Source organism: Allobosea psychrotolerans, assembly GCF_002917105.1.
GTDB lineage: Bacteria > Pseudomonadota > Alphaproteobacteria > Rhizobiales > Beijerinckiaceae > Allobosea > Allobosea psychrotolerans.
Window position 1 is genome coordinate 1 of the sequence record NZ_PQFZ01000020.1, and the last position, 26,379, is coordinate 26,379.

Here is a 26,379-nt window from a genome sequence, read left to right on the forward strand (position 1 = left end):
CTCTGTCGTCGTGGCGCTCCCATGGTGAACCTGGCCCATAGCGCCTCCTTCCACTCGCGCGAAAAGACTGCACCATCAAAGCCCGGGATCAAACACCTAGGACGATGGTCGATCGATAGCAGTTCCTTCAAAGCGGAGAGCGCCCAGGGGAATGTCGAGCTCGTAGACGACCCCTGTCGGCTTGTATTCCAACCGCATCTCCCCCTGTAGCTGATGGGCAAGGCGGTTGAGCAGGCGCGTCCCAAAACTACGCCGTGTCGGCTCACGAACCGCCGGACCACCTCTCTCGGTCCAGGTCAGTCCGAGTTTCTGTGCCGTGTCATCGATTGTCGCCGCGATGTCGATGTGCCCCGCCGTGTTGGACAATGCGCCGTATTTGACTGCATTCGTGCACAGCTCATTGATGGACATCGCAATGGGGAGGATTGCTTCGGGGTCTATGTCGATGTCCATGACCTGAACATGAAATCGTTGGCCCTTATGGCCCTCGAATGGCTTGACCGCGGGGCCAATGACGTCGGCCAATTTTGCACCGCTCGATTTTTCGTCAAGCAGCAGGTCATGCGCCCTGGCCAAAGCAGATAATCGGCTTTCGACCGCCGTCCAGCCTTCTTCGAGGTCACGCGCGCTTCGCAAACTCTGCGACGTTATCGCCATCACGGTCGCCAAAGTGTTCTTCAGGCGATGGTGTACCTCCCCCATCAGCAAACGCTGCACTCGCCTGGGAGCCTCACGGTCGCGTATTGCGGCCACCACGAGCAGTCCGCCCGGCGTGGGGTGGGGACTTAAACTGATTTCGGTCGGGAATTCGGTGCCGTCCTTGCGAAGCGCCCGCAAATCCATTCCCGCACTCATGATGCGGGGCTTCGGATCTTGCAAGAAACGGAGCAAATGACCTGCGTGAAGATCTCTGTCCCGTTCCGGGATAAGGACGCTGATGCATTTGCCAACGAGTTCATGTGGCAGATAACCGAACACGGCCTCGATACGTCTGCTCGCGTAGATAATGTGGCCGGTCTGGTCAACGATGACGGCCGCGTCGGGCGATTCCTCCAAAAGCGAGTGGAATTGAGCTTCCCGATCCTGCCATGCCGCCTCGCCAAACCAACCAGCCCCATATCGCTCCAAGAGCCATGTCGTCGGATGCTCGGCCAGGTCGTGTTCGAGTGTGGTCTCTTTCTCCGCCATTGCCCCATTCCGAGTTCCGCCAACGCATTCAGGCGGCTTTGACAGAACCCCAGGCGGATCGCCGGAGATGCGATAAGCAATGCAGCTTCACGTGCTTGCGGTCCCTGGCGCCGCGCGATGCTATGGCGATGGCCCCGTATTTTGCCTTGATCCAAATCAACGATGGGGCGGACGGCCCTGAAGGAGTTGAAGTTGGTCCAAGCTGACGTTGCTCCCGGCGTTCATCCGGCGCCCAGTTCGTTCCGGGCGGGAGTGGAGCCCGTCCAGGCGCCCATTGAGGGCCTGGGTAAACGCATCGTCGGTCGGCTTGCCCGGCGCGAAGTCATGCCGGCCGATGCAGGCCTCGCCCACCCATCCGAAATGCCCGCCGCTTATCTCGAAGGCCGCGATAAGGAGATAAGGCGCCTTTGATCGGGAGGGAGGCGCGGACCGAGAGCCTTCGCATCGGTCCGCATATCGAAGGCCGCATCGGCAGGCCACATGGTGCCGACATGGCGTTGAGAGCGGCACTAGACGGAGGCGGGATCGCGGCCAGCTTTGAAGCACACTTGGCAGAGCCTTGTCGGATCGGGACGGCTGGTCAGCCTGGTTGAGGACTGGTGTCGGCAGGCTTGTCCTCTGCCATCCCAGCCCCAGGCCGAGGCCGCCCGCCCTGGCTGCGCTGGTCCGTGACGGGCTCGGCCGTGTCGTGCAGATGAACGATCTGCGCCGCTAGCGGAGCCATCTGATTGACAGTCAGCCGGCCGGCGCGAGCCAGCCTTACGAAGAGCCGGTCGTCGATCCCATCGTCGGCATGCCAACCCCAGCTGCCTGACAACCCGGCCCAGCCGGCAAACGTGGTAGCCAACAGAAGCTGCACCAAACTACTGGACACAACCTGGACAGCTTCGGCGGAGTGAGTAGCCACGCGTTGGAATGAATGGTCGTCGTTATCATCCGGATGGCGTCGAACTTATCGCGCCTGGCGTCTGATGTAAGCGACGAGATCTGCAATCTCGGAACGCGTGAGCCCCAGGTTCGGCATGCGCGAACGATGAGGGTTCGCCAAGAAGTCTGCGAGCTTCGCTTCGCTGAAACGTTCAGACCTACCTATTTGGGAAAAGGTAGGGACAGCGTCGGAGGCTCGCCGCTGCACAGGCGAAGCAACATGGCATTCGGCGCACCAGCGCTCGGCAATCCGGCGTCCCTTGGCGCTATCCGCGGCAGTGCCCCCACCTGCGGATGCCACTAGCAGTGCCGCAGCAACTCCCAAACTTGAACGACGTCGATACCCGATCTGCATGCCTCGAACTCCTTAAAATTCTATCCCGCGGCTCATAGACAACTGCAATCAGTGCGCCAGCGCAGGCTCAGTATAAATTGAAACAGGCATTGGCGGCGTTGGTCCCAGTCATTGCATCACCTTGTGATGCCTGTGAGTGAACGACAACGCCAGTACGCATCCTGCAGACTCGCATGCGGGCGCGCCGAATCCCGACCCGGGCTCTTTCGTCCCGGTCAATCCACTACCTGGTCCGTTCGAGTATCGCGCCCAAGTACTCGGCATGGTCGCCGTTACGGCGCCTCTGAGCCGGAGCAAGCGATCGAGGTGCGCAATATTGCGTCGAAAAGACCCCGATGAACTTGCCATGGCGGTCAAATATCGGCGTTGTATGAATGGCGCGGATACCGGCAGGCCGGGTCCATGACAGCAAAGCCTCCAACCCGAGCTCCTTCTCGACGTCCTCGATGATGACCTCGGCCCGGGAGATCATCGCAGCTTCACAGGTCGTTCCGACGCCATCTCGAATGAGAGCGAACTGCTCGGCCAAAGCCGTGTCGAAATTTCGGTGGGCGATCAGGTGAAGCCCCTGCGTGTCGTCATTCCAGAGTTGCACGCTTCCGAAATCGGCCTTGCTCCTCTCGATAATGGCGTCCAGGGCAGCCTCGACTGCCGCTCCGACTTCGAACGGTACCGCGCCCTTCGGGCATGTCCACAGCCAGATGCTTTCAAGCCGCGAAAGCTCATGCTGTGCCTCGGCAAGCATTTTGATCAGCAGATCCTGGCTGACGGGATCCTGCTCATTCTTCAATAATTCATGGAAATGCTTGATATTTTCCCTGAGTATGAATCGCCGCATGACACCGCTCCCCCACCGCTCGGATGGCAGGCTGGCCCAGGCTTGATGACGTTGGCTTCTGTCGTGCTGGGTACCCGACGCCGGCCGGCAGCGATCGATAGTGTTAGAAGTATCCGCTCATAACCCGATCCAATGCCGGTCACCAACGCTGAGTTGAAGTATCGCCCTCCGCTGCGCGCAGGGCGATCTTTCGGTACCCCGAAGGGATGCGTGGTCTTCCAGCCGCCGAGCGAGCTACGATCACTTCCCTATCGGTGCGCCCTTCCCGCGGCCGAGACGAGGCCGCGGCCCAGGGATCGCGGATCGGCAATTGTGCCTGGATGGTCGCGCTGTGCCGCAAGCTGCCGCGGGAGGCGGGCCGAGATGGAGGCTGGCGAAACCCATTCGCTCAAACCCAGTTGCGCAAAATCAAAGTCACGGCCCCGGCATGACGCTTCGATGCGGCGCTGCACCCATACCGATCCAGTCTTTGGACATTATCCGTCATGTGAGATTTGCTATGACCACAAAGCTCGATTGCCAATCTGAATATGATCAGTGCAACACCCTGCTTTTGAGCGCGTTTTTCTCGCTAACGGGTCAATCCGCTTTTGATGATCGCCTGCGAAAAGCCATTGAGGATGTGTTGATCGAGCTGATCAAGGCGCAGGACCCTCCCACGCCGTCGAATGTCATCCCATTCTGCCGTCGTCGCCGCGCCGTATAGATGAGGATGACGCGATGTCGGTGCCGGGATCGAGCCTGGGGAGACGGACCGCATCGCTGCGGATCTCAGGTCGATAGCGGGTTGATGCTCATCGAAATTGGGTTCAGATCGACTGGCGGGAGAAGTTCCGCGCCCACGACCCGGTATTCGCCGCCATCATCTCCTGCCTCCCCTGGCGCTCAGGTTGAAAGCGGTCATCGCCGCCCTGATCCTGGCCAAGGTTGCGGCGGTGTCGCGATCGCTCTTCGGCATTACGTTTCAACACCGTCCCTGGTGAGCCTCATGGCCGAGCTGCACCGCGACGCGGCTGCAGGTCGCGGTTCCGCTTGGGTCAGCGGCGCCCGGCATGAAGCTGGCCGAGGTCGCAAGAAAAACCCTCGGTTTCGGGGCTGGGCGATCGCAGTCGCATGCCACTCATCCGCGCGTCCCGCACGCAATCCCGATCGGCTCCGCCTGCTTCAGTCGCGGATCCAATGGCGCGCATCTGAAGCAGGCATCGCCATCCTTGATTTGCGTCAAAGCTGATCGCCGCGGGTGCGGTTCAAATGATGGCGCCGCATCTGCGGCAACTCGATTTGTTCGACGTCAACCCAATTGGATCTTGCCCCATTAGGGGCGTCCGGCACGGAAGGGAGAACGATCATGGCCGAAGCTGCAACGAAGCTACCCGTCAAAACCGAAGACAAGAAAGTCATGGAAAATGCCGGCGCGGTTCAGGCATGGCGCCCGTTCGAGAGCCTGCGCCATGAAGTCGATCGATTGTTCGAGAGTTTCGGTCGCGATTTGTGGCGGTCTCCATTTGGCCGTTCCCTTTTCGACATCGAGCCGTTTGGGCGCCGCGAACTGAAATTGGCGTCCGCACCGGCCGTGGACATCGTCGAGAAGGACAACGCCTACGAGGTCACCGCCGAATTGCCGGGAATGGATGAGAAGAACATCGAGGTGAAGCTCGACAACGGCGGGCTGACCATCAGGGGCGAAAAGCAGGAGGAGAAGGAGGAAAAGCGGAAAGGCTACCATCTCCACGAACGCAGCTTCGGCTCATTCGAACGCTTCTTTGCCGTTCCGGAGGGCGTCGACGCCGACAAGATCGAGGCAAGCTTCAGGAAGGGTCTGTTGACCGTAACACTCCCGAAGAAGCCGGAAGCGCAGAAGCCCGCCAAGAAGATCGACGTCAAGGCAGCGTAAGGTCTGCGGATTGTCAGAACAGCTTCCGGGTCGCGACAAGCCCCCGGAAGCTGAAGCTTCAGTTTACGGACTTGGAGCAGCGCCATGCGGTTACTGATCGTCATACTCGCCGCGATGCTTGCCTCGACGCTGGCCGGCTCTGCGCAAGAGCCCCTCGGTCTTCCGCTTGCCGGAAGCCAGGGCGCCGCATTTCCAACCCTTGCGCCGTTGGTGAAGAAGGTTACGCCCAGCGTCGTCAATATTGCCGTCAAAGGACGCATGGCCCAGGAGCAGAACCCGCTTCTCAACGATCCATTCTTTCAAAAATTCTTCAATGTTCCCGACACCCCCGCGGCGCGGGAAATCAGCGCGGCTGGATCGGGAGTCGTCGTCGACGCACGCCAGGGCCTCATCGTCACGAACAATCATGTCGTGGAGCATGCCGACGAAATCTCGGTGACGCTCACGGACGGCCGGCGTTTCCAGGCCAAGCGTATCGGAACCGATCCGGACACCGATGTCGCGATCATCAAGGTGCCCGCCGAGGACCTGGTTGCGATAGCGCTGGGCGACTCCGACAAGCTCGAGGTCGGAGATTATGTCGTCGCCATCGGCAATCCCTTTGGCATCGGCCAGACTGTCACGCAGGGCATTGTCAGCGCGCTGCGTCGCACCGGCCTCGGCATCAAGGGCTATGAGGATTTTATCCAGACCGACGCGCCCATCAATCCAGGCAACTCGGGGGGTGCTTTGGTCAGCCTGCGCGGCGAGCTTGTGGGTATCAACACCGCGATCGTCGGTCCGGCTGGAGGCAATGTCGGCATCGGCTTCGCCATTCCGGCGAATATGGTCCGCGACGTGATGGATCAGTTGGTCAAGTACGGCTCGGTGCGGCGCGGTCGGCTTGGGGTAGTCGTCCAGGATCTGACCCATGACCTCGCCGGCGCGATGGGGCTTGCCACCAATCAATCGGGTGCGGTGATCGCCAATGTCGAGGCCGGATCGGCAGCCGAGCGGGCCGGCCTCAAGGTGGGCGACGTGATTACGGCGATCGACAAGGCTCCCGTGCGCAGTGCATCGGATCTGCGCAACAAGATTGGGTTATTGCGCATCGGCGACGTGGCGGATCTGGTCCTGCTGCGCGGCGGAAAATCGATGGTTGTCCGTGCTTCCGTGGCGGCGCCGGTTCAGAAACTTATCGAGGGCGGCCAGATCAATCCGCTTCTGGAGGGCGCCAGCTTTGGTCCGGTCACGGCGGACAAGTCGACGAACGGCGTCCAGGTCATTTCCGTGCAGACCGGCAGCAAGGCCGCCCGTGCCGGTTTGCGCAAGGGCGATATCATCACGTCGGTGAATCAGGAAGAGATAACCGGGCCCGATGAATTCGCGGCGTCCGCCAAGGCCAGCGCAAAGCGGTTATTGCTCACGCTGCTCCGCGACGGCCACGCGCTCTTCCTCGTCGTGCAGTAACGGCCTCTGCCGAGCTGCCTTGGTCGTCGGCCTGCTTGACTTGCTCAATGGGCCATCAATAGGGGCAGCGAACATTGCTCCAGCATTGACCTTGTCACGCCGCCAAGGAGCCATTCCCGAACGCGCGAATGTCTATAGGCTCCGCTGACGATCAGCGACGCCTCAAAACCAGCGGCCTCGCGCTGGATGGCCGCAGCGACTGTCTCCTTCGAAGCGAGCGTCGTGTTGGAAACGCTGACGTTCACGCCATGCCGCGCAAGGTGCGGAGCGAGATCGGCTCCGGGCACGGAGTTCGGCAGGTCCTTTTCGCCGAGAACGGACACGATCTCGACCGCCTCCGCGAATTTGAGAAAGGGCATCGCTCCCAAGACAGCACGCGAGGCGCTGGCGCTCCCATCCCAGGCGATGATCACATGCCGGCATGCAAACTCGGTCCGGCCGGGCGGGATGACCATGACCGGCCGGCCGCTATCGAACAGACAGGTTTCGATCAGATCCCAATCGATCTCCGCCTTGGACGATTCAGCGTTGAGAACGGAAATGTCATGGACACGCGCATTGGCGAGGAAGCGGTCGATCAGTTCACTGAAGTGGAGCTGAGGGCTTTCAACTCCACAGACTACGCCGGCAAAGTCAGCCTCCGCCTTTGCGCGCTCGGCGAATGCCTCGGCCAAAACGGCAATGCGCCGGTTTTCAGTCGAGATGATTGCCTGGGAGAAGTCGTCGAGCATGGAATAGGGCACGTAAAAGCGGGCGGCAGCCGCCTGCACCGTCAGATGCGCATTCGCCTGCCGGGCCAGGGACAAGCCGTACTCGAAGGCTGAAGTCTCCTTACCGCGCCCCTCCTCCGCGATCGTGACGAGCACGTTCTTGATGCCTTCGATCATGACCGACTCCCGTGATGATTACAGACCATCGCCAGGCAGATGCAGGCCGTCCTTGAGCGAGATCAAACAATTCGAAGGCTATTTCCGGCTTGTTTCAACACGTTGGTCTCTCCGTTGCCGGCTGCGACCAGCCCTGCGGAGAACCGCCTCGAACCTTGAAAAGGGCTGGCTGTCATGACCGTCACCTGTGCGGGTTTGAAGCCCTGGCATTGCCTCTCTCCGGAGGCCGCGCTCGCAAGACTCGATTCATCGGCTGCGGGGCTGAGCCAGGCGGAAGCAGCACGGCGGCTGGCACATTATGGTCCGAACCTGATGCCAGCGCCTCAGGCCAGGACGGTGTTAGGTGTCTACCTGTCCCAGTTCCGAAGCCCGTTCATCTACCTTTTGCTCGGAGCAAGCGTCATTTCGCTAGGTCTTGGACGTCTGGGAGATGCGCTATTCATCTTCAGCGTTCTCGTCCTCAACGCCGCTATCGGCGCATTCCAGGAGTGGCAGGCGGAGCAACGAGCTCGCGCGCTCAAGGCCCTGATCGTGGGTACCACGGCTGTTTGGCGGGACGGCCGCCTGGCCAAGATTCCGATCGAGCAGCTTGTGCCAGGCGACGTCGTCGAGATGGAAAGTGGCGCGCAGATCGCGGCGGATATGCGACTGCTCGATATCAACGCGCTCACCGTCGACGAGAGCTTGCTCACAGGCGAGTCCTTCGCCTCCGCGAAGGATGCAACCGCGACGATCGCCAGCGAGGCTGGCCTTGGAGACCGCGCAACGATGCTGCATGCGGGGACCACGGTCATGTCGGGCCGGGGACGTGCCGTCGTTGTCGCCACCGCGCGGGACACGCAGATGGGCTTGATCGCCGCGGAGCTGGCGAAGCCGGAGCCACCTCCACCTCTGATCCGGCGAATGGCTCATTTCACGAATCATGTCGCGATAGCGATGGTCGGAACCATCGCCATCGTCGCCTTGCTGGAACTGGCGCGCGGCGCTCCTGGCGCCGACATCCTCCTGCTCGCCATTGCGCTGGCCGTCTCTGCCATTCCCGAAGGGCTGCCCATTGCCATGACGGTGACGCTGTCGATCGCAGCCCAGCAGATGGGGCATCGTCACGTCGTCGTGCGTCGCCTGGCGGCGGTCGAAGGGCTGGGAGCCTGCACACTGATCGCCACAGACAAGACCGGAACCCTGACCCGCAACGAGCTCACGGTGACATGCCTGTGGATTCCAGGTCTTGGCGACGTTGGGATCGACCATCCATCGGGGCATGAATTGCTGAGATCCGCTCTCCGAGCCAGCGACGCACCTTCTGGAAGCGCGGACGGGCCTGTTGGGGATGCGGTGGACCTGGCCTTTACGCGTGTCGCCGATAACCTGCGTCTTGGTCTGGACACCCGAGAACCGGCGCATCGCCATCCCTACGAACCGGAGCAGCGTTACGCAGCAACGTTCCATCACGACGGCGAGAGCTTGATTGCCTATGTCAAAGGCGCGCCTGAGACCGTGGCGGCATTTTGCAAGGATGTGGATGCGGACGCCCTTGTCGCTGCTCAGCGGCTTGCGTCGGCGGGCTACCGCGTCATCGCTGTCGCCGCGGGCGGCACCGCTCTGACCACCGCGAGCAAACCCAAGGGTTTGCATTTCCTTGGCTTGGCGGCGCTTACCGACCCCCTGCGTCCGGAAGCCAAGCAAGCCGTCGCCCATGCGCAGCAGGCCGGCCTGCGGGTCGTGCTCATCACTGGGGACCATCCACTGACCGCCTTGGCAATCGCGCGGGAACTTGGCCTGGCCGAGCACCCGATCGAGATCGTGTCAGGTGAGCAACTGGCGCAGGTGGATGGCGCTGCGCTCGACAGGCTGGTGTCCAACGCTCACGTCTTTGCTCGGACAGAACCGATGCAGAAGCTGGCTATCGTGGAAAGCCTGCGCCGACAGGGGCATGTAGTGGCCGTGACCGGGGATGGCATCAACGACTCGGCCGCCCTGAAAGCCGCCGACATCGGTGTCGCTATGGGCAAGAGCGGATGCGACGTTGCGCGCGAGGCTGCCGACCTTATTCTGATCGATGACAATTTCGCCTCGATTATCGCAGGCATCGAGGCTGGCAGAATCGCCTATGACAACCTGCGCAAGGTGATCCTGCTGACGCTGTCGACCGGCGCCGCCGAGATCCTTTTGATGCTGCTCAGCACGTTGTTTCAGCTGCCGCCGCCGCTCTCGGCGGCGCAGCTTCTCTGGCTGAACTTGATCACGAATGGGATTCAGGACGTTGCCCTGGCCTTCGAGGCGGGAGATCCGAAGATCCTGGAGCGCCCGCCGCGGCCGTCCAATGAGCCGATATTCGACCGCAGGATGATCGAGCAGCTGATGCTGGGCGGTGCGGTGATCGGGTTGATAGCCTTCGGCTACTATTATGTGGCGCTCGAAAAGCTGGGAAGCTCGCAGGCCGCGGCCCAGGGAGCGGTCCTCTGGCTGCTCGTCTGGTGTGAGAACGCTCACTGCTTCAATTGTCGATCGGAGCAGCGCTCAGCATTCGCTGTGCCGCTGGCCTCGAACCTGTTTCTGGTCACCGCAGTGCTAGGCACACAATTGCTTCAGGCCGTGGTGCTGTGGGTGCCCTCATTGCGCGACTTGCTGTCAATGGAAGCGATGACTCTTACGCACGGTCTCGTCTTGGGATCTGCCGGCCTGATCGTTCTCGGCGCTATGGAGTTTTACAAGCGGGCGCGCGCCTGACGACGGTCCCGCTGCGATCGAGTGGGCGCGCAAGGGAGCGGCTGCCGGTTCGCGGCGCGTGAAAGCCACGACCATCATGGAGCCGCTCGCGACGCGGTTGTCGCGATCGACGGCGTCTTGGGTCATCATGTCGGCGCTGCCGGACGAAACGCCCCTCGCCTATCGCCTCTGCTTGGTTGGCGCCGCCGATCCAATGGCCGTGTCGTTGCCATTCGACCCGGCCGAGCTGCCGCTTTTTCCGCATGCGGCCTCCCGGCGGCGGCGAAAGGCTGACGGTTCCAATGGCGATGCAAGGTTGCGTTCCGGCCAGCGGTTCTTGAGGCATATCAAGGCGATGCCCTGACTCCCCACGAATACTGCACGGGCATAAGCAGGGATGCGATGTCATGGAAACGCAGGTCGAGATCGACTTCCAGGGTATGGCTGCCAAGCCGGCCGTTCGGGAAACGGTCCTCAAGCAACTGCAAAAGCTTGAGGACCGCTTCGGCCGGATAACCGCGGGGCGAGTTGTCCTGAAGGCGCCAGGCGGGCATCACCAAACGGGCGGGCTCTTCGAAATCAATATTCGTCTCGCTTTGCCCGAGGGGCGCGAGGTCAATATTGGGCATACACGGCAAGACGACGAGCGCCATGCCGATCTCGCCTTCGCGATCAACGATGCGTTCAAGCGGGCACGCCGCCAGCTGCAGGAACACGCGCAACAACTGCAGGGAGAGGTAAAGCAGCATGGCGGCTTGCCGATCGGCACCGTCGTCAAGCTCGACCCGCTCGGCGAGTTCGGGTTCATCGAGACCGCGGACGGGCGCGAGATCTATTTTCATCGCAACAGCGTGCTCAACCAGGAGTTCCCGCTTCTCAGCGTCAAGACACGCGTGACCTATGCGGAGGAGGAAGGCGAGAAGGGCCCACAAGCCAGCACCGTGAGGCTGCTGAAGAAGCACGGCCTCAAGGTCTGAATATCCGCATGACGGCGTCTGAGCTGAGGTACAGGCCGGCCTGTGGAGCCGCGAGACAAGGGAAGGCACCAACTCCCCGTAGCTGACGATCTCGCCGACCTGTCCGTGAAGCAGGACGCAGGGCATCGAGAGGCCATGGCTATCGCCGTTCAAAGAGGTGCGAGCCGTCCGGATCAGGCCAGACCTGGATGAGCCAAGGAAAACGATCGCCGGAAGCGGAGGATCACAGAGCCATCTCGGCTTCAGGGGAACGGTGCCTCGGTTCCTCCGGGATCTCAGTCATGGTGGCTTCCGTGAGCAGCAACACGCTGGCGACCGATACCGCGTTTTCGAGCGCGATGCGCACGACCTTGGTGGGGTCGATAATTCCGGCCTCGATCAGATCGACATAGATCTTGCGACCGGCATCGAAACCCTGGCCTCCCTTGCCCTCCAGCATCCGGGCGACAACGACGCCGCCGTCGCTCGCAGAGTTCTCGGCGATTTGGCGTGTCGGGGCTTCCAGAGCGCGCTTGAGGATCTGGATGCCCGTCCTTTCGTCTCCTTCGGCCTTGCTCTCCTCGTCGGTAACCGCCTCGATACAGCGCAGCAGTGCAAGTCCCCCTCCGGGGACGATACCTTCCGCCACGGCTGCCTTGGTCGCGCTGATCGCGTCATCCAGCGCTTCCTTCCGCGCCTTCATCTCCGACTCCGACGGAGCGCCAACGCGGACGACCGCGACGCCGCCGGCAAGCTTGGCCAGGCGCTCCTGCAGCTTCTCGCGATCGTAGTCGCTGGTCGTCTTTTCGATCTCGCGCCGGATTTGATCGATGCGCGCATCGATCTGCTGACGCTCGCCATGGCCGCCGACAATGGTGGTGGCATCCTTGTCGACGACGACACGCTTGGCCTTGCCGAGTTGCTCCAGGCCGACATTTTCGAGCTTGATGCCGAGTTCCTCGGAGATCATCTGCCCTCCCGTCAACAAGGCGATGTCCTGCAACATGGCCTTGCGGCGATCGCCGAAGCCCGGCGCCTTGACGGCGCAGCAATGAAGCGCCCCGCGCAATTGATTGACGATCAGAGTGGCGAGAGCCTCCCCTTCGACATCTTCGGCGATCACCAGCAGAGGCCGCGCCAGTTTGGCGACCTGTTCAAGCAGTTGCACCAGGTCCTGAAGGCTGCCGATTTTCCGGTCAGACACCAGTACGAGAGCGTCTTCAAGGACTGCTTCCTGGCGGTCTGGATCGGTCACGAAGTATGGCGACAGGAAGCCGCGATCGAATTGCATGCCCTCGACCACCTCTACAGTCGTTTCCGTGGTCTTGGATTCCTCGACGCTGATGACGCCGTCATTGCCGATCTTGTCCATGACATCGGCCACCAGTTTCCCAATTTCTGGATCGTTGTGCGCCGAGATCGTCGCAACCTGCGCCTTCTCGAGGCCTGTCTTGACGGGACGAGACAATGAGCGGAGCGCCTCGACCGCGCGCCCGGCGGCACGATCGAGACCGCGTTTGATGTCGATCGCACTTGCCCCCGCGACCACGTTGCGGACGCCATCCGCGAATATGGCATGCGCGAGGATGGTTGCCGTGCTGGTGCCGTCTCCGACCATGTCGCCGGTCTTTTCGGCAGCCTGCCGCAGCATGCGGGCACCCAGATTTTCCTCGGGATCCTTGAGGTCGAATTCCTTGGCAATGGTGACGCCGTCGTTGCAGACGATCGGCGCTCCCCACTTCTTCTCGATCAGCACGGACTTGGACCGAGGACCCAAGGTTATCCGCACCGCATCGGCCAACAGGGCCGCACCGCGCAGAACCTTCTCGCGCGCTGCCGAGTGAAACAGAATCTGTTTATGGGCCATCGGGCGCCCCCCGTCCAAAGCCCAATCCTATCCAAACCAGGTCTTGCCGATCTTGACTCAGGTCAAACGCCTCACGGCGAACCTGCTGGACGGAGCCGGTCGACGGCCTTCCACCGAACACCCGACGCGGCGAGCGGGCCGCCGCAGGCAATATACCTTTGAAGTCAGGCCGTTGATCTTTGCCAGCGGCCAGGCCGGCGAAACGCCAATGCCTGCCGCCAAGGGCCTGCTTGGAGGCCGGCTATGGAGCCCGGGCACGGATTCCCAAGGTCGCGTTCACAAGCAGGCGCACCATAAAATCGCTCGATTTTCAGTATATAGGCGCCTCACGTCGTTTGGAAGGCAAGCGTTCCCAGTCGCTATGGACGAGGGGATGTCATGGAAGAGTATGTCGCCCTCAACAATATCAAGAAGTTTCTCTCCCTTCTCGAGACGGAGACGAATTTCGAGCGACGCAAGACAATAGAAAAACTACTGGCGGAAGAAGAGGCAAAACTTGCGCAGCTTGCACGGCAAAGTCAAAACCTAACTGGAGCTTCCCCGTCCGTTTCTCAAATCTCCATGCTGGCGGAAGCGCCACCCGCGCACCCTGCAGCTCTACCTGGAGGGCTATCAAGGTCGTCCGACACATAGCGCTCCAGGCCTTGCTTCCAATGCGGAATGCACCGTTTGGCCAGATTGCGCCCTCAAACATACATCGGACCGCCAACTCTCCGTGGACACGCTAGCCAAGGAACTTGGCAGCGTTGTCCTGGATGGCGACCACCGGTCCCTTGTCGTGGTCCAGAAAGCTAGGCGCCGCTCGCGTTCTCCAGCATTGCCCTGAAGCGGCCGAGGGCAATGACGAGGTAGATCGCGCCGAGCGCCGCCATCCAGGCAATCTCATGCCAGACGATCGACAATGGCGCGTCGCGGAACAGCACTCCGAGCGAGAACTTGACGTAATGCGTCGAGGGCACTGCACTCATGATCATCTGCAAATAGCCCGGCATGCTCTCGATCGGCGTCATCCCGCCGGAAAGCACTTCCATGACGATGACCGTGGGGAAAGCCAGGAGGGCGAACTGGGGCATGGAAGGCGTGATCGTTGCCAGCATGATGCCAAGCGCCATGACAGCGAAGATGAAGACGACGGCGCCCATCATATAGACCGCAATCGAACCGTTGATCGTGATGCCCAATGCTCCCTTCGCCACGAAAATGAGCGACAGGAGCACCGCCACGAGCACTACGAGTCCATTTGCCCAGATCTTGGCGAAAACGATTTCGCTGGCGCGGACCGGCATGACCAGCAAATGCTCGATGGTGCCATGCTCGCGCTCGCGCACGACGGCGGCGCCGACCAGAATGATGGACAACATACAGACATTGTTGACGATCTCCATGACGGCCATATGGCGCTTGTCTTCGAGATTTGGATTGAAAAAGGCGCGGATTGTGAAGGCGATCGGCGCAGAGATCTGCCTGCCGCGCAATTCCAGGAAGCGCTCGATCTCGCCGTTCACGATCTGGCTGAAATAGCCAGTCCCGATGCCCGCCTGCGTCATAGCGGTCGCATCGACGATGACCTGCAATGTCGGGCTGCGTCCGGCGAGCAGATCCTGCTCGAAGCGCGGCGGCACGTCGATGATGAAGGTGAACCGCGCACTGTCCATCGCATGGTCGATCTCGGCGCGGTCCAGGGAAACCGGAGGCGCGAAATCCGGCGGACGCACCGCATCGCGGATACGGTTCGACAATTGCGACTGATCGCCGTCGACAAAACCAACGCTGGCGTTGCGCATCTCCGTGCTCGCGCCGGAGGCCACCAGATAGATCGCTCCGGTGAAGGCCCAGATGATGAAGACCATCATGCCGCGGTCACGCCAGACGCTGGCGAGTTCCTTGAGCCCGAGATGAACGATATTGGCTGCCCACCGCCCCATCGCTCATGGCTCCTGCTTGTTGAGGAGCAACCGCGCGACAACCAGGTAGATGACGGGAAAGATCGCCAGGGCCCAGAACGCGTCCAGGAAGCTCTCGAAAGGCAACCCCTTGGCGAAGACGCCCATGCTGATCTGCTGGAACCATGATGAGGGAAATCCCAGGCCGATAAGCTGCGCTGCCGGCGAGAGATTCGAGATCGGCTGCAGGAAGCCGGAGAAATTGAGGGCCGGCATCAAAGTGAGCAGCGCGCAGGCGAAAATCGCCGCGACCTGGGATCGAACGAAACTCGAGACCAGGATGCCGAAGGTTGCAGCCGTGACGACATAGAGCACGCCGCCGAAGAGCAGTGCGGCAAAGGAGCCCTTGATCGACAGATCGAGGCCGAAGACAGCGAGTGCGATCATCAGCATCAGCGTGACCGTGCCAATGGCGACATAGGGGAGAAACTTCCCCACGAGGAAGGCCCCGGTGCTCGCCGGCGACACGGCAAGATTGATGATCGAGCCCATCTCGCGCTCGCGCACCACGCCAAGCGCGGTCATCATCGCCAGTATCATCATGAGGAGGAACATGATGACGCCTGGCGTCATTGCGTAGACGCTCCGGAAATCCTGATTGTAGAAGAAGCGCGGCTCCAGGTTGAACCGCGCCTGCGCGAGGGGGGCTGTCTCCCGACGTCCTAGCGAGTCGATGAAGGACTGCACGACGCCCTCCGCATAGCCCCGCGCCGTATTGGCGCGCGATGGATTGGCGCCGTCGAGCCAGAGGCTGATCGTGGGTTGGTGTCCGCGCAGCAGATCGCGACCGAACCCCGGCGGAATCTCGATGACGAGCGCCGCATCGCCGGATTGCAGGCGTCTGTCGACATCGACATCGGCCAGCACCTGCGCCCGCTCGGAGAAATAGCGCGAGCCCGCGAGATCGACCGTCAGCGACTGGCTTTCCGCCGAGCGGTCACGATCATAGATCGAGAAAGGCAGGGACTCGATATCGAAAGAGATGCCGCGCGCAAACGTCATCATCAGCAGGAGCGGCGCGAGCAGCGCGAAGCTCAGGCGGATGGGATCGCGCAGCACCTCACGCGCCTCGCGACCCGCGAAAGCGCCGACCCAGCTCAACCATGTGCCGGTGCTCCTCGCGCCCGGGTGGGCAGGGGGTGTCGGCAGGCCGGCCGGCGTCCCATCCAGGGCGTCTTTCGCCGTCGGGGCTCCCCCGCCCTGCTCCAGACAGGCGATGAACGCGCCCTCGAGCGTCTTTGTGCCATTGGCCTTGCGAAGCTCGTCCGGAGTTCCGACGGCAAGCACCTTGCCGGCATGCATGAACGAGACGCGATCACAGCGTTCCGCCTCATTCATGAAATGGGTGGAGATGAAAATGGTAACGCCGTCGCGCCGCGACAGTTCGCCCAGATGGCTCCAGAACCGGTCTCGCGCTTCCGGATCGACCCCCGAGGTCGGCTCGTCGAGGATCAGCACCTCGGGCCGGTGCAGGCAGGCGGCCGCGAGCTGCAAGCGCTGGCGGACGCCCAGCGGCAACCCGGCAGGATATGCATCCTTGATCGTGTCGAGATCAAAGCGCTTCAGCGTTTCGGTGATGCGGCTGTCGCGCGCGTCGCTTGCCAGATGATAGAGTTTGGCGTGGAGTTCAAGATTGCCGCGAACTGTCAACTCGCTATAGAGCGAGAAGGACTGCGACATGTAGCCGACACGTCGCCGGGTCTCGATATCGGTTGCATCCACGGGCCTACCCAGCAGCTCCGCGCGGCCCAGCGAAGCCGGAAGCAGGCCCGTCAGCATCTTCATCGTCGTGGTCTTGCCGCAGCCATTCGACCCGAGAAAGCCGAAGATCTCGCCGCGCTCTATTCGGAAACTGACATTGTCGACAGCCGTGAAATCTCCGAAGCGACGGGTTAGCCCCTCGGCGACGATGGCCGGAGGTCCATCGAAGGCGGTTCGCGCAGGCAGCGACGAGAAGACGGAGCTTGTCGCCACCCCAGGATGCAGGAGCCGGATGAAGGCCCCCTCGACGCCGCTTGCGCCGCTCCCTGCAACGACCTTGTCCCTGCTCCCCGATGCCAGAATACGCCCCGCATCCATGGCGACGAGTCGGCTGAAGCGCTCGGCTTCCTCCATATAGGCAGTCGCCACCACAAGCGTCATCGTCGGCCGAGCCGCACGGATGCTGTCGATCAATTGCCAGAACTGACGACGGGAGAGCGGATCGATACCGGTTGTCGGTTCATCCAGGATCAGCAACTCGGGGTCGTGAACGAGCGCACAACAGAGCGAAAGCTTCTGTCGCATGCCTCCCGAGAGCTTTCCCGCAGGACGATCCGGAAAGGGATCGAGACCGGTCGCCTTCAGGAGCAGGTCGCGACGCTCCCTCCGCTCGGCCGCCGAAGTGGCATAGAGGCTTGCGAAGAAATCGATGTTTTCGGCGACCGACAGGGTCGGATAGAGGTTCTTGCCGAGGCCTTGCGGCATGAAGGCGATCCTCGACGCGACTTGCGTGCGATGAACCGCATTCGCCATGTCGCCGCCGAGGGTTTCGACCTGGCCTTGCTGGATGATGCGCGCGCCGGCTATGAGCCCGAGCAGCGTCGACTTGCCGACGCCGTCAGGGCCGATGATCGCCGTATCCGAGCCGCGCGGCAAGCTCAGCGAGACATCCTGCAGAGCAGCGACTGCTCCGTAGTGGTGCCTCACTCCGGCGACACGTATGGCGTCATCCGCGATATCGGTGTTACCGGACATCGCTCGTCCTCGGGGGCTCCGGCAGCCGCAATTGCAGCGCCTCGGGGAAGGCTGCGTCGGCGGCGACCTTGACCGTCGCGGTGCCGGTGAGGCCAGCCTTCACATAGGCTCGGTAGCTATCGAGCAATGCGGGAGCGATCTTCAGCTTGACCCGGTACATGAGCTTTTCGCGCTCATTCTTGGTCTCGACATATTTCGGCGTGAACTGCGCCTCACCCGCGACGAACGACACGGTGGCCGGCACCACATATTGCGGCGCGGCGTCCAGCACGATCCGCGCATCCGAGCCCAATGCGAGCCTGCCGACCTCAGCGGTTGGCAGGAAGATCGTCATGAAGACATCCGAGACGTCGAGCAAGGTCACCACGCGTCCGCCGGCGGCGATCACCTCGCCTGGCTGCGCCAGGCGGTATTCCACCCGGCCCGAAACGGGTGCCGAGAGCGTCATGTCGTCGATATTGACCTGGATGAGATTGACCTGCGCCTGCGCCGCGTCCCGTGCCGCCTCGGCGTCCGCGATGCTGGCCTTGGCGCCTATCACCGCCGCTTGCGCAACATCGCGCTGAGCCAGGCGCTTGTCGGCCTCGGCCTGGCTCATGATGTTGCGGCCGAGATCCAGCGCCCGCCGCAACTCAACCTCATAAAGCTTCAGCTCCGCTTCCCTGCTGCCGAGTTCCGCCTTCGCCTTGCCGATGTTCACCTCCATGCGGCGCAGCGACGCCTGAGCTGCGGCCAGTTGCGCGAGCAGATCGGAAACGTCCATTCGAGCGACGACCGCGCCCTTCTCGATGAAGTCACCTTCGCGAACGCGAATTTCCGCGATGCGGCCCGAGGTTTTCGTGGCGACATCGACGCGCTCGATTTCGATACGTCCATTGGCCTGGGCTAGACCTGGGGGCAGCGCGAGTAACCTTGGGCGCGCCAGGTAGAAATATCCGCCAAGGGCAGCCGCAGCGGCCAAGGCCATCAATATCGGGGACATGCGCATCGGGCGGAGCTGACTTTCCGGATGTGGTGCTGCGCTTTTTGATCCGGTCGATCGCGAACCCGGACGGGATCAGAATTGAGTGAGATCGCTGCGCCGATCCTTGATCTCGCTCAACTGCCGTTGCGCCATCCTGATGTCCGCCCGCGCCTGAGCAGAAATCCGGAGGAGCGCCGATTGATCGCGCGACGCGGCGTCACATGTCGCGGGAAGCTGACAGTTGGCGCGGTATCGACGCGAATCGTCTCGCCATCGTCGCAACCGAGTTCGAAACCAGCCCCAGCAGGAGAAGGCTCCATCTTGCGCTTGATCAAGGCGTCGCGGCACATTCTCCGAGATCATGGTGCTGGGCGGCCATGCCGCATACGCTGGAGATCAAGATCATGAATCTGCGAATTCCTCACGATGGTTGGGTCATCGTCTGTGACGCCCGCAAGGCTATTTTCCTGCGCAACGAGGGCGACGCCGCCTTTCCCAACCTGAAGGTCGAGCAGGTGAACGAAGCACCGGCCAATCCATCCAACGTCGAACAGGGAGCGGATCGACCCGGCCGCGTCCAGAACGCCATTGCGCCCACAAGCGCGATCGACGCGCCGGATTGGCACGAACTGGCCGAGGCGCATTTCGCGCGTGACACGATCGAGGCGATCGAAGCGTTGCATCGTACCCGCCGCCCCCCTGGCTTCGTCCTGGTCGCGCCGCCGCGCATGCTCGCCGCGCTCCGGGAGAACCTCGATGGCGAGCTTCGCTCGTCCATCATCGCCGAGATCCACAAGGACCTGACGAAGCATCCGGTTCACGAGATCGAGCGGCTGCTGTGCAGCGCCTGATCATAGTGTCGCCCGGGGTCCACAATCGGCTTTGACGCGCGGTGCTCGATCTCACGTCGGGCACTGAGGAAGTCCGCGTCGGCTTCATCTGCGCCAGGCTCGCGAAAGGCTTCCCCCGGATCGGCGGCAAGCGCCCTCGCCCATGCGCAGCATGGTCTCGTGAACTTTCAGGTCCCGAGACGCTTGCGCGAGGTTTACCGCTCGATCAGGCGAACCATCTCGATCTTGAAGTCACGCCCAGGCTTTGGCTGCCGCATCTTCCCCCGGCCGGCAACAGGTAACGCTGAAAAAGCCCGCCTCCCTTGCGCTAGATCAGAACCTGCAGCGAAGGAGTATGCTCCATTCGGCAGGCAACCGGATTGAGGAGAAGCCATGATCGCCGCCCCCATGAGCCGAGACGAGCTAAGCCTCATCCATCGCTATTGGAGTGCCGCGAACTATCTCTCGGTCGGCCAGATCTATCTGCTCGACAATCCTCTGCTCCGCGAACCGCTCCGGCCCGAGCACGTCAAGCCGCGCCTGCTTGGCCACTGGGGCACGACGCCGGGCCTCAACTTCATCTATGCGCATCTGAACCGAATGATCGCGGCGCGCGACCTCGACATGATCTATGTCTGCGGCCCCGGACATGGCGGCCCTGGCATGGTCGCCAACACCTATCTCGAAGGCTCCTATAGCGAGACCTATCCCGATATCTCCCGCGATGCGGAAGGACTGCGCAAGCTCTTCCGGCAGTTCTCGTTTCCTGGCGGGATTCCGAGCCATGCCGCCCCCGAGACGCCAGGTTCGATCCATGAGGGCGGCGAACTGGGTTATGCGCTGGTTCATGCCTTCGGCGCCGCGCTCGACAATCCGGAGCTGATCGTTGCTTGCGTCATCGGAGACGGCGAAGCCGAGACCGGGCCGCTCGCCGCCTCCTGGCATTCCAATAAATTCCTCAATCCGGCCCATGACGGCGCTGTCCTGCCAATCCTGCACCTCAATGGCTACAAGATCGCCAACCCCACGATGCTGGCGCGGATGCCGCCCGAAGAGCTGCGCAGCCTGCTCATCGGCTATGGCTACGAGCCCTTCCTCGTCGAAGGCAGCGAACCGGAGCTGATGCATCAGCTCATGGCAGGCACGCTGGACGCCGTGTTCGACCGCATCCATGCGATCCAGACGGAAGCTCGCGCTGCTGGGCGCGTCGACGAACGCCAGCGCTGGCCTATGATCGTGCTGCGCAGCCCAAAGGGCTGGACCGGACCGAAATTCGTCGATGGCAGGAAGGTCGAGGGCTTCTGGCGGTCTCACCAGGTGCCGATTACCGACGCGCGCGGCAACGCCGCCCATCTCAAGCTGCTCGAAGAGTGGATGCGAAGCTATGAGCCTGAGACGCTGTTCGACGAGGCGGGCCAGTTGCGGTCGGAGCTGCAAGCGCTGGCACCATCGGGGACGCGCCGCATGGGCGCCAATCCGCACGCCAATGGCGGGCAGCTCAAACGCAGCTTAAAACTGCCCGATTATCGCAATTACAGCCTCGAACTGCCCTGCCCTGGCGGCCTTGTTGCCGAGGCGACGCGCGTTATGGGCGCCTACCTCAAAGACGTCGCGGTGCTGAACGCACAAGCGCGCAATTTCCGCATCATGGGTCCCGACGAGACAGCGTCAAACCGCCTTGACGCGGTGTTCGACGTCACAGAACGCGTCTGGATGGAGCCGATAGAGCCCTATGACGTCCATCTCGCCCGGGATGGACGGGTCATGGAGGTGCTGAGCGAACACCTTTGCCAGGGCTGGCTCGAGGGCTACCTGCTCACTGGCCGCCACGGCCTATTTTCCTGCTACGAAGCCTTTATCCACATCGTCGATTCGATGGTGAATCAGCACGCCAAATGGTTGAAGGTCTCGCGCGAAATCCCGTGGCGTCGGCCGATCGCTTCGCTGAACTATCTCCTGACCTCGCATGTCTGGCAGCAGGACCATAACGGCTTCAGCCACCAGGACCCGGGCTTCCTCGATCTCATTGCCAACAAGAAGGCGGATATCGGCAGGATCTATCTGCCGCCGGATGCCAACACCCTGCTCTGGGTCACCGATCACTGCCTGCGCACCTATGATCGCATCAATGTCATCGTCGCCGGCAAGGCTCCTGCGCCGCAATGGCTGACCGGCGAGGCTGCGGCAATCCATTGTGCCGCGGGAATCGGCATCTGGGAGTGGGCCGGCAACGAGAGGCCAGGTTCGGAGCCGGACGTGGTCATGGCTTGCGCCGGCGATGTGCCCACGATCGAGACCCTTGCCGCCGTCGCTCTGCTGCGGGCAGAAATGCCCCAAATCACCATTCGCGTCGTCAACGTGGTCGACCTGATGACGCTGCAGAGCCACAAGCATCATCCTCACGGGCTGAGCGACCGGGATTTCGACACTCTGTTCACGCAGGGTCGGCCGGTGATCTTCGCCTTCCACGGCTACCCGCAGCTGATCCACCGGCTGACCTATGATCGAAGCAACCATGCCGGCATGCATGTCCACGGTTATCAGGAGGAAGGCACCACCACGACTCCGTTCGATATGCTGGTGCTGAACGAACTCGACCGATTCCATCTCGCCATCGCCGTGATCGACCGGCTCCCGGAGCTCGGTTCCGATGCCTCACGCGCGCGTCAATGCTTCCGCGACCGGCTGATCGCACATGGGGCCTATATCCGCGCATATGGCGAGGACATGCCGGAGATTCGGGATTGGCGCTGGCCGCACGCGCCGTCTGCCGTGGGCATTCCATGACCCTTCTGGGCAGGGCAAGGCCATGACGGACGCGATCCTTGCGTTGAATGCAGGCTCTTCAAGCATCAAGTTCGGCTTGTTTGAGATTGGCTCCGGCGATCCTGCACTCTTGGTGCGCGGCGAGATCGAGGAGAAAGACGGTGCGCGTCGTCTCGTTGCCAGGAGTGGAGCCGGCCAAAGCCTCGCCGATCAGCGGTGGGGCTCGCAACGAGCCGAACAGGACGATCTGCCCGGAGACCTGCTTGGCTGGATCGAAGCCCATCTGGGTCAGGATCGCCTGGTCGCGGCCGGCCATCGGATCGTTCATGGTGGCCGCGCGTACTTCGAAACCTGCCAGCTGGATGAGCGCGCGATCGCAGCGCTGACCGCCCTGACACCGCTCGCGCCATTGCATCAGCCGCGCAGCCTCGCGCCAGTACGAGCGCTCGCACGCCTGCGCCCCGACTTGCCGCAATTCGGCTGCTTCGACACCGCCTTTCACCATGGCCTGGCACCACCGGTCAGCCGCTTCGCAATTCCACGCGCCTTTGAGGTGAGAGGCATCCGGCGCTACGGCTTTCACGGGCTGTCCTACGAGTTCATCGCAAGGCTCCTTGCCGAGATCGCACCAGGGGATACCGGCAAGCGGACGGTCGTGGCCCATCTCGGCAATGGCGCGAGCCTGTGCGCCATGCGGGACGGCAAGAGCCTCGATACGACAATGGGTTTCTCGGCACTCGATGGCCTCGTCATGGGCACGCGCTGCGGCGCGCTCGATCCCGGTGTCCTGCTTTATCTTCAACAGGTCGAAGGTCTCTCGATCGCGGAGCTGGACGATCTGCTCTATCGCCAATCGGGCCTGCTTGGCGTCTCCGGCGTATCTGGCGACATGCGGACACTGCTCGCCAGCCAAGACCCGCATGCCGCCGAAGCGATTGATCTCTTCGTATTCCGGCTGGCGCGCGAGATCACGGCAATGGCCAATACGCTGGGGGGGCTCGATCGCCTCGTCTTCACCGGTGGGATCGGAGAGCACGCCCACCAGATCAGGGCTCTTGCAGCCCGGCGCCTGGAATGGCTCGGCCTGCGCTTCGAAGACAAGGCCAACCTGGACGGCAAGCAACGAATATCCCGCGACGACAGCCGCATCGAGGTCCTGGTTCTCGCCACCGATGAGGAACTGACGATCGCACGTCATGTCTGCCGCGCGATCGGCTAGGGCGCGCGCAGCGCCATCATTTCCCGCTGTTCCATCGGACGCTCGCAGGCAACAGGCTCGACGCCGTCAAGCCCTCAACGAGACCCGATCCTTCCTTCGAGCAGCTCCCGCAGACGAACGGCGAGTTCGCCGGCGGTATAGGGCTTTTTCAGCCAACTGCCCTCCGCAGCCAGTTCGCGTCCAGCGACGCTTGGCTCCGTATAGCCCGAGGTGAAGAGGATCTTGAGGTCGGGCCGCATCGCCCGTGCCTCCTTCGCCAACTCGTCCCCCGTCATGCCGCCCGGCATGATAATATCTGTGAAAAGCAGCTTGATCTCGGGATGGACGGCAAGCATTTGCAGCGCCTCGGCCCCGGCCGCAGCCTCGATAACCCGATAGCCTGTGTCCTCCAGCCGAGCGACCGCAACGCGACGTACGCGGGCGTCGTCCTCGACGACGAGGATCGTTTCGGTCCCTTTCGGCATATTGGCCGCTCCCCTGCCTTCGGTCGCGGCGGGGCCCTCGCGGTCCTTGCCGGCGGCGGCCACAGGCAGATACAGCCGCACGCTCGTGCCCTGTCCCGGTTCGCTGTAGAGCTGGAGATGCCCGCCCGACTGCTTGGCAAAGCCATAGACCATGCTGAGGCCAAGGCCGGTCCCTGCGCCGACACCCTTCGTCGTGAAGAACGGCTCGAAGGCACGCTGCCGGATCTCGGACGACATCCCGACCCCGGTATCGGTAACGGAAATCAGCAAGTAGCTGCCGCTTCTCACCTCGGGAAACATGCGCGCATAATCCGCGTCGATCTGCGCAGGAGAGACCTCGACGGTAAGGCGCCCACCGCGCGGCATGGCATCGCGGGCGTTCAGGGCCAGGTTGAGCAAGGCGTTCTGCAATTGCGACGCGTCCACGAGAGCCTGGTTCACGGCTCCGTTGACGATTGTCCGCAGTTCGATCGCCTCGCCGAGCGTCCGGCGCAGAAGGTCGGAGAAATTCGCCACGAGCTGACCGATATCGGCAAGCCTCGGGTTGAGCGGTTGCCGTCTGCCGAATGCCAGCAGCTGCGCGGTGAGGTTGGCGCCGTCATCCGCCGCATCCTGCGCCTCGCGCAGGAGGGCGCGCAGCTTCGCATCGTCGAGGCGACGCTCGATCATCTCCAGATTTCCAACAATGACGGTCAGGAGATTGTTGAAGTCGTGGGCTATGCCGCCGCTCAAATGCCCGACGGCCTCCATCTTCTGGGCCTGGCGCAGCTCTTCTTCTATCTTGTGGCGGCTGGTCAGATCGCGGATGAAGCCGGTGAAAATGCGGTTGCCATGGACGACAGCCTCTCCGATGGCCAGCTCCATCGGGAAGCGGGTGCCGTCCTTCTTGAGGCCCGTCACGACACGCCCGTAGCCAATGATGCGCCGTTCGCCTGTGGTCAGGTAGCGCGAGAGATAGCCGTCATGCGCATCGCGGTCCGGCTGCGGCATCAGACAGCGGACGTTCTCCCCGCAGATATCCTTTGCCGCATAGCCGAACAGGCGCTCCGCGGCGGGGCTGAAGGAGGTGATCGTGCCAGTTTCATCAATGACCACCATGGCTTCGGGCACGGTGTTCAGAATCGAACGGAGATGCGCTTCCCTGGCGATGAGGTCGGCCTGCATATGCTTTTGGGCACTGACATCGATATTGGTCTCGACGATCACGAAGCCGGGCGAGGTTTCCGCGCTCACAGCCACCCATCGGCTCGCCACGAAAATTACATGACCGTCCTTGTGCCGATGTGTCAGATCTCCAGCCCAGATATCGTGCTGGCGCAAATGAGTGTGAATCTCATGGAGTGGCACAGGAAAAACGGTTCCGAGCAGATCATGCGCGACTGCTCCAATCGCTTCCCTGCGGGTCCAGCCGTAAAGCTCCTCGCATCCCGTCGTCCAACGGCTGATGACGCCGTCGAAGCCATGGACGATGATGTTGGCGCCGTCGAGGACACGCACGATCTCGTCCAGGCTATGATCACTGGTGACCTTCGGCTTCATTGCAAGCGTCGCCTCTTGAACGACTTGGTCCATCATTGAGGCCAGATCGCCTGCTGAATCGAAGCCTGGTCCCACGTCTGCTTATCGTCATCATCCCCCTCGCCTGCAAGCCGGGCAAGCTTTGCCGGCTTGCGAACGATGACGGAATGGCGACCGCTCGGAGCAATCACCCCCGCACTGATCAATTTGGTCATGGTCCGCGAAACCGTCTCGATGGTCAGGCCGAGATAATCCGCCATATCGAGCCGTGTCATGGGAATCTCGACAATCGGCTGGGCTAGCTGGTCGCTCGACAACCGACGGGCAATGACAAGCAGAAAGCTGCTGACCCGCTCCTCGGCGCTCTTTCGCGCGAGCAGAACCATCTGGTCCTGCGCTGCTGCCATCTCATCGCAGAGACGCGCGAAGAGCTGCGGCCGGAGCTCCGGAGACTGGTTGATCTCCTCCTGGAAGCGCCTGCGGGTGAAGCGGCGAAGCTTCGTCTTCGTCACCGCTTCAGCGGTATAAAGATACCGGTCCTTGAGGGAAACGCCAAGGAGATCGCCAGGATAGATGAAACCGGTGATCACCCGGTGACCGTCGCCTGTGATCTTGAACACGCGCAGGACGCCCTCGACGACTTCGAAGACATGCCTGGCTGAATCCCCTTCCCAAAACACGGCGGAACCGCCTTCGAACGTCTCGACAGCCTGCTTGCTGAACAGGGCCTGCAGGCTCAGAGCAGGAGGCGTTGTATCAGCGATGGCGCTGACAAAGCCGGGCCGCTGTGACATGATGGTTTCCGTGAACATGAGCGTCTCTCTCTTGCCTGTTGACGCAGAGAACTGACGTCACTCCCGTCACGGCGA

At 62.1% G+C, this 26,379-nt stretch carries 20 protein-coding genes; 10 read left to right on the forward strand and 10 right to left on the reverse strand.

What is annotated here, in order from left to right; genetic code table 11:
- Positions 1-96: 96 nt before the first annotated feature.
- The 3 genes from CYD53_RS24360 to CYD53_RS24380 all read right to left on the reverse strand — a co-directional run bounded on the left by CYD53_RS24360 (position 97) and on the right by CYD53_RS24380 (position 3,308).
- Positions 97-1,188: a sensor histidine kinase gene (locus CYD53_RS24360; RefSeq protein WP_103720687.1), complete on the reverse strand. Its 1,092-nt coding sequence runs from the start codon at positions 1,186-1,188 to the stop codon at positions 97-99.
- 952 nt (positions 1,189-2,140) lie between these two features.
- On the reverse strand, positions 2,141-2,470 hold the full coding sequence (locus CYD53_RS30940; RefSeq protein WP_103720690.1) for a c-type cytochrome: 330 nt from the start codon (positions 2,468-2,470) through the stop codon (positions 2,141-2,143).
- Between the two features lie 223 nt (positions 2,471-2,693).
- Positions 2,694-3,308: a GAF domain-containing protein gene (locus tag CYD53_RS24380; protein ID WP_103720691.1), complete on the reverse strand. Its 615-nt coding sequence runs from the start codon at positions 3,306-3,308 to the stop codon at positions 2,694-2,696.
- Positions 3,309-3,807: 499 nt separating this feature from the next.
- Here CYD53_RS24380 and CYD53_RS30035 point away from each other — a divergent pair, with 499 nt between their 5' ends.
- From CYD53_RS30035 to CYD53_RS24390, 3 genes are all read left to right on the forward strand, one after another.
- The gene (locus CYD53_RS30035) at positions 3,808-4,014 is read left to right on the forward strand and encodes a hypothetical protein (protein ID WP_146056000.1); all 207 of its coding nucleotides are present in this window, start codon (positions 3,808-3,810) and stop codon (positions 4,012-4,014) included.
- Positions 4,015-4,656: 642 nt separating this feature from the next.
- A complete protein-coding gene (locus CYD53_RS24385; RefSeq protein WP_103720692.1) occupies positions 4,657-5,202 on the forward strand; it encodes an Hsp20/alpha crystallin family protein in 546 nt (181 codons plus the stop codon).
- Between the two features lie 84 nt (positions 5,203-5,286).
- Complete coding sequence (locus CYD53_RS24390) at positions 5,287-6,651, forward strand: Do family serine endopeptidase (RefSeq protein ID WP_210202425.1); 1,365 nt, start codon at positions 5,287-5,289, stop codon at positions 6,649-6,651.
- Between the two features lie 44 nt (positions 6,652-6,695).
- Here CYD53_RS24390 and CYD53_RS24395 read toward each other — a convergent pair whose 3' ends face one another.
- On the reverse strand, positions 6,696-7,538 hold the full coding sequence (locus tag CYD53_RS24395; RefSeq protein ID WP_103720693.1) for a universal stress protein: 843 nt from the start codon (positions 7,536-7,538) through the stop codon (positions 6,696-6,698).
- A 174-nt stretch (positions 7,539-7,712) separates the two neighbouring features.
- Here CYD53_RS24395 and CYD53_RS24400 point away from each other — a divergent pair, with 174 nt between their 5' ends.
- From CYD53_RS24400 to CYD53_RS24410, 3 genes are read left to right on the forward strand one after another with little or no spacing between them, the layout of a single operon-like run.
- Complete coding sequence (locus CYD53_RS24400; RefSeq protein WP_103720694.1) at positions 7,713-10,268, forward strand: cation-translocating P-type ATPase; 2,556 nt, start codon at positions 7,713-7,715, stop codon at positions 10,266-10,268.
- 58 nt (positions 10,269-10,326) lie between these two features.
- Positions 10,327-10,611, forward strand: a complete 285-nt coding sequence (locus CYD53_RS24405) for a hypothetical protein (protein WP_146056001.1) — start codon at positions 10,327-10,329, stop codon at positions 10,609-10,611.
- A 43-nt stretch (positions 10,612-10,654) separates the two neighbouring features.
- A complete protein-coding gene (locus CYD53_RS24410; RefSeq protein ID WP_103720696.1) occupies positions 10,655-11,224 on the forward strand; it encodes an HPF/RaiA family ribosome-associated protein in 570 nt (189 codons plus the stop codon).
- Positions 11,225-11,447: 223 nt separating this feature from the next.
- Here the strand turns inward: CYD53_RS24410 and groL are convergent, their stop codons facing one another.
- Positions 11,448-13,070, reverse strand: a complete 1,623-nt coding sequence (gene groL / locus CYD53_RS24415; RefSeq protein WP_103720697.1) for a chaperonin GroEL — start codon at positions 13,068-13,070, stop codon at positions 11,448-11,450.
- Between the two features lie 378 nt (positions 13,071-13,448).
- Between groL and CYD53_RS24420 the strand changes: the two genes are divergently transcribed.
- Positions 13,449-13,703 carry a hypothetical protein gene (locus CYD53_RS24420; protein WP_103720698.1) on the forward strand — a complete coding sequence of 85 codons (255 nt, stop codon included), beginning with the start codon at positions 13,449-13,451 and terminating at the stop codon, positions 13,701-13,703.
- 158 nt (positions 13,704-13,861) lie between these two features.
- On the opposite strand, the gene CYD53_RS24425 is transcribed toward CYD53_RS24420, so the two are convergent.
- From CYD53_RS24425 to CYD53_RS24435, 3 genes are read right to left on the reverse strand one after another with little or no spacing between them, the layout of a single operon-like run.
- On the reverse strand, positions 13,862-14,995 hold the full coding sequence (locus CYD53_RS24425; RefSeq protein ID WP_103720699.1) for an ABC transporter permease: 1,134 nt from the start codon (positions 14,993-14,995) through the stop codon (positions 13,862-13,864).
- A gap of 3 nt (positions 14,996-14,998) precedes the next feature.
- The gene (gene rbbA, locus CYD53_RS24430; protein WP_103720700.1) at positions 14,999-17,749 is read right to left on the reverse strand and encodes a ribosome-associated ATPase/putative transporter RbbA; all 2,751 of its coding nucleotides are present in this window, start codon (positions 17,747-17,749) and stop codon (positions 14,999-15,001) included.
- Positions 17,739-18,731 carry an HlyD family secretion protein gene (locus CYD53_RS24435; RefSeq protein WP_245928409.1) on the reverse strand — a complete coding sequence of 331 codons (993 nt, stop codon included), beginning with the start codon at positions 18,729-18,731 and terminating at the stop codon, positions 17,739-17,741. Before CYD53_RS24435 ends, rbbA begins: the two co-directional genes overlap by 11 nt.
- A gap of 359 nt (positions 18,732-19,090) precedes the next feature.
- Here CYD53_RS24435 and CYD53_RS24440 point away from each other — a divergent pair, with 359 nt between their 5' ends.
- From CYD53_RS24440 to CYD53_RS24450, 3 genes are all read left to right on the forward strand, one after another.
- Positions 19,091-19,564 carry a host attachment protein gene (locus tag CYD53_RS24440; protein ID WP_245928410.1) on the forward strand — a complete coding sequence of 158 codons (474 nt, stop codon included), beginning with the start codon at positions 19,091-19,093 and terminating at the stop codon, positions 19,562-19,564.
- A gap of 372 nt (positions 19,565-19,936) precedes the next feature.
- Positions 19,937-22,330 carry a phosphoketolase family protein gene (locus CYD53_RS24445; protein WP_103720702.1) on the forward strand — a complete coding sequence of 798 codons (2,394 nt, stop codon included), beginning with the start codon at positions 19,937-19,939 and terminating at the stop codon, positions 22,328-22,330.
- A gap of 22 nt (positions 22,331-22,352) precedes the next feature.
- A complete protein-coding gene (locus tag CYD53_RS24450; protein WP_103720703.1) occupies positions 22,353-23,528 on the forward strand; it encodes an acetate/propionate family kinase in 1,176 nt (391 codons plus the stop codon).
- A gap of 74 nt (positions 23,529-23,602) precedes the next feature.
- On the opposite strand, the gene CYD53_RS24455 is transcribed toward CYD53_RS24450, so the two are convergent.
- Together CYD53_RS24455 and CYD53_RS24460 are read right to left on the reverse strand one after the other, a co-directional pair.
- A complete protein-coding gene (locus CYD53_RS24455; protein WP_103720704.1) occupies positions 23,603-25,531 on the reverse strand; it encodes a hybrid sensor histidine kinase/response regulator in 1,929 nt (642 codons plus the stop codon).
- Between the two features lie 32 nt (positions 25,532-25,563).
- On the reverse strand, positions 25,564-26,322 hold the full coding sequence (locus CYD53_RS24460; RefSeq protein WP_245928411.1) for a Crp/Fnr family transcriptional regulator: 759 nt from the start codon (positions 26,320-26,322) through the stop codon (positions 25,564-25,566).
- Between the last annotated feature and the right edge of the window lie 57 nt (positions 26,323-26,379).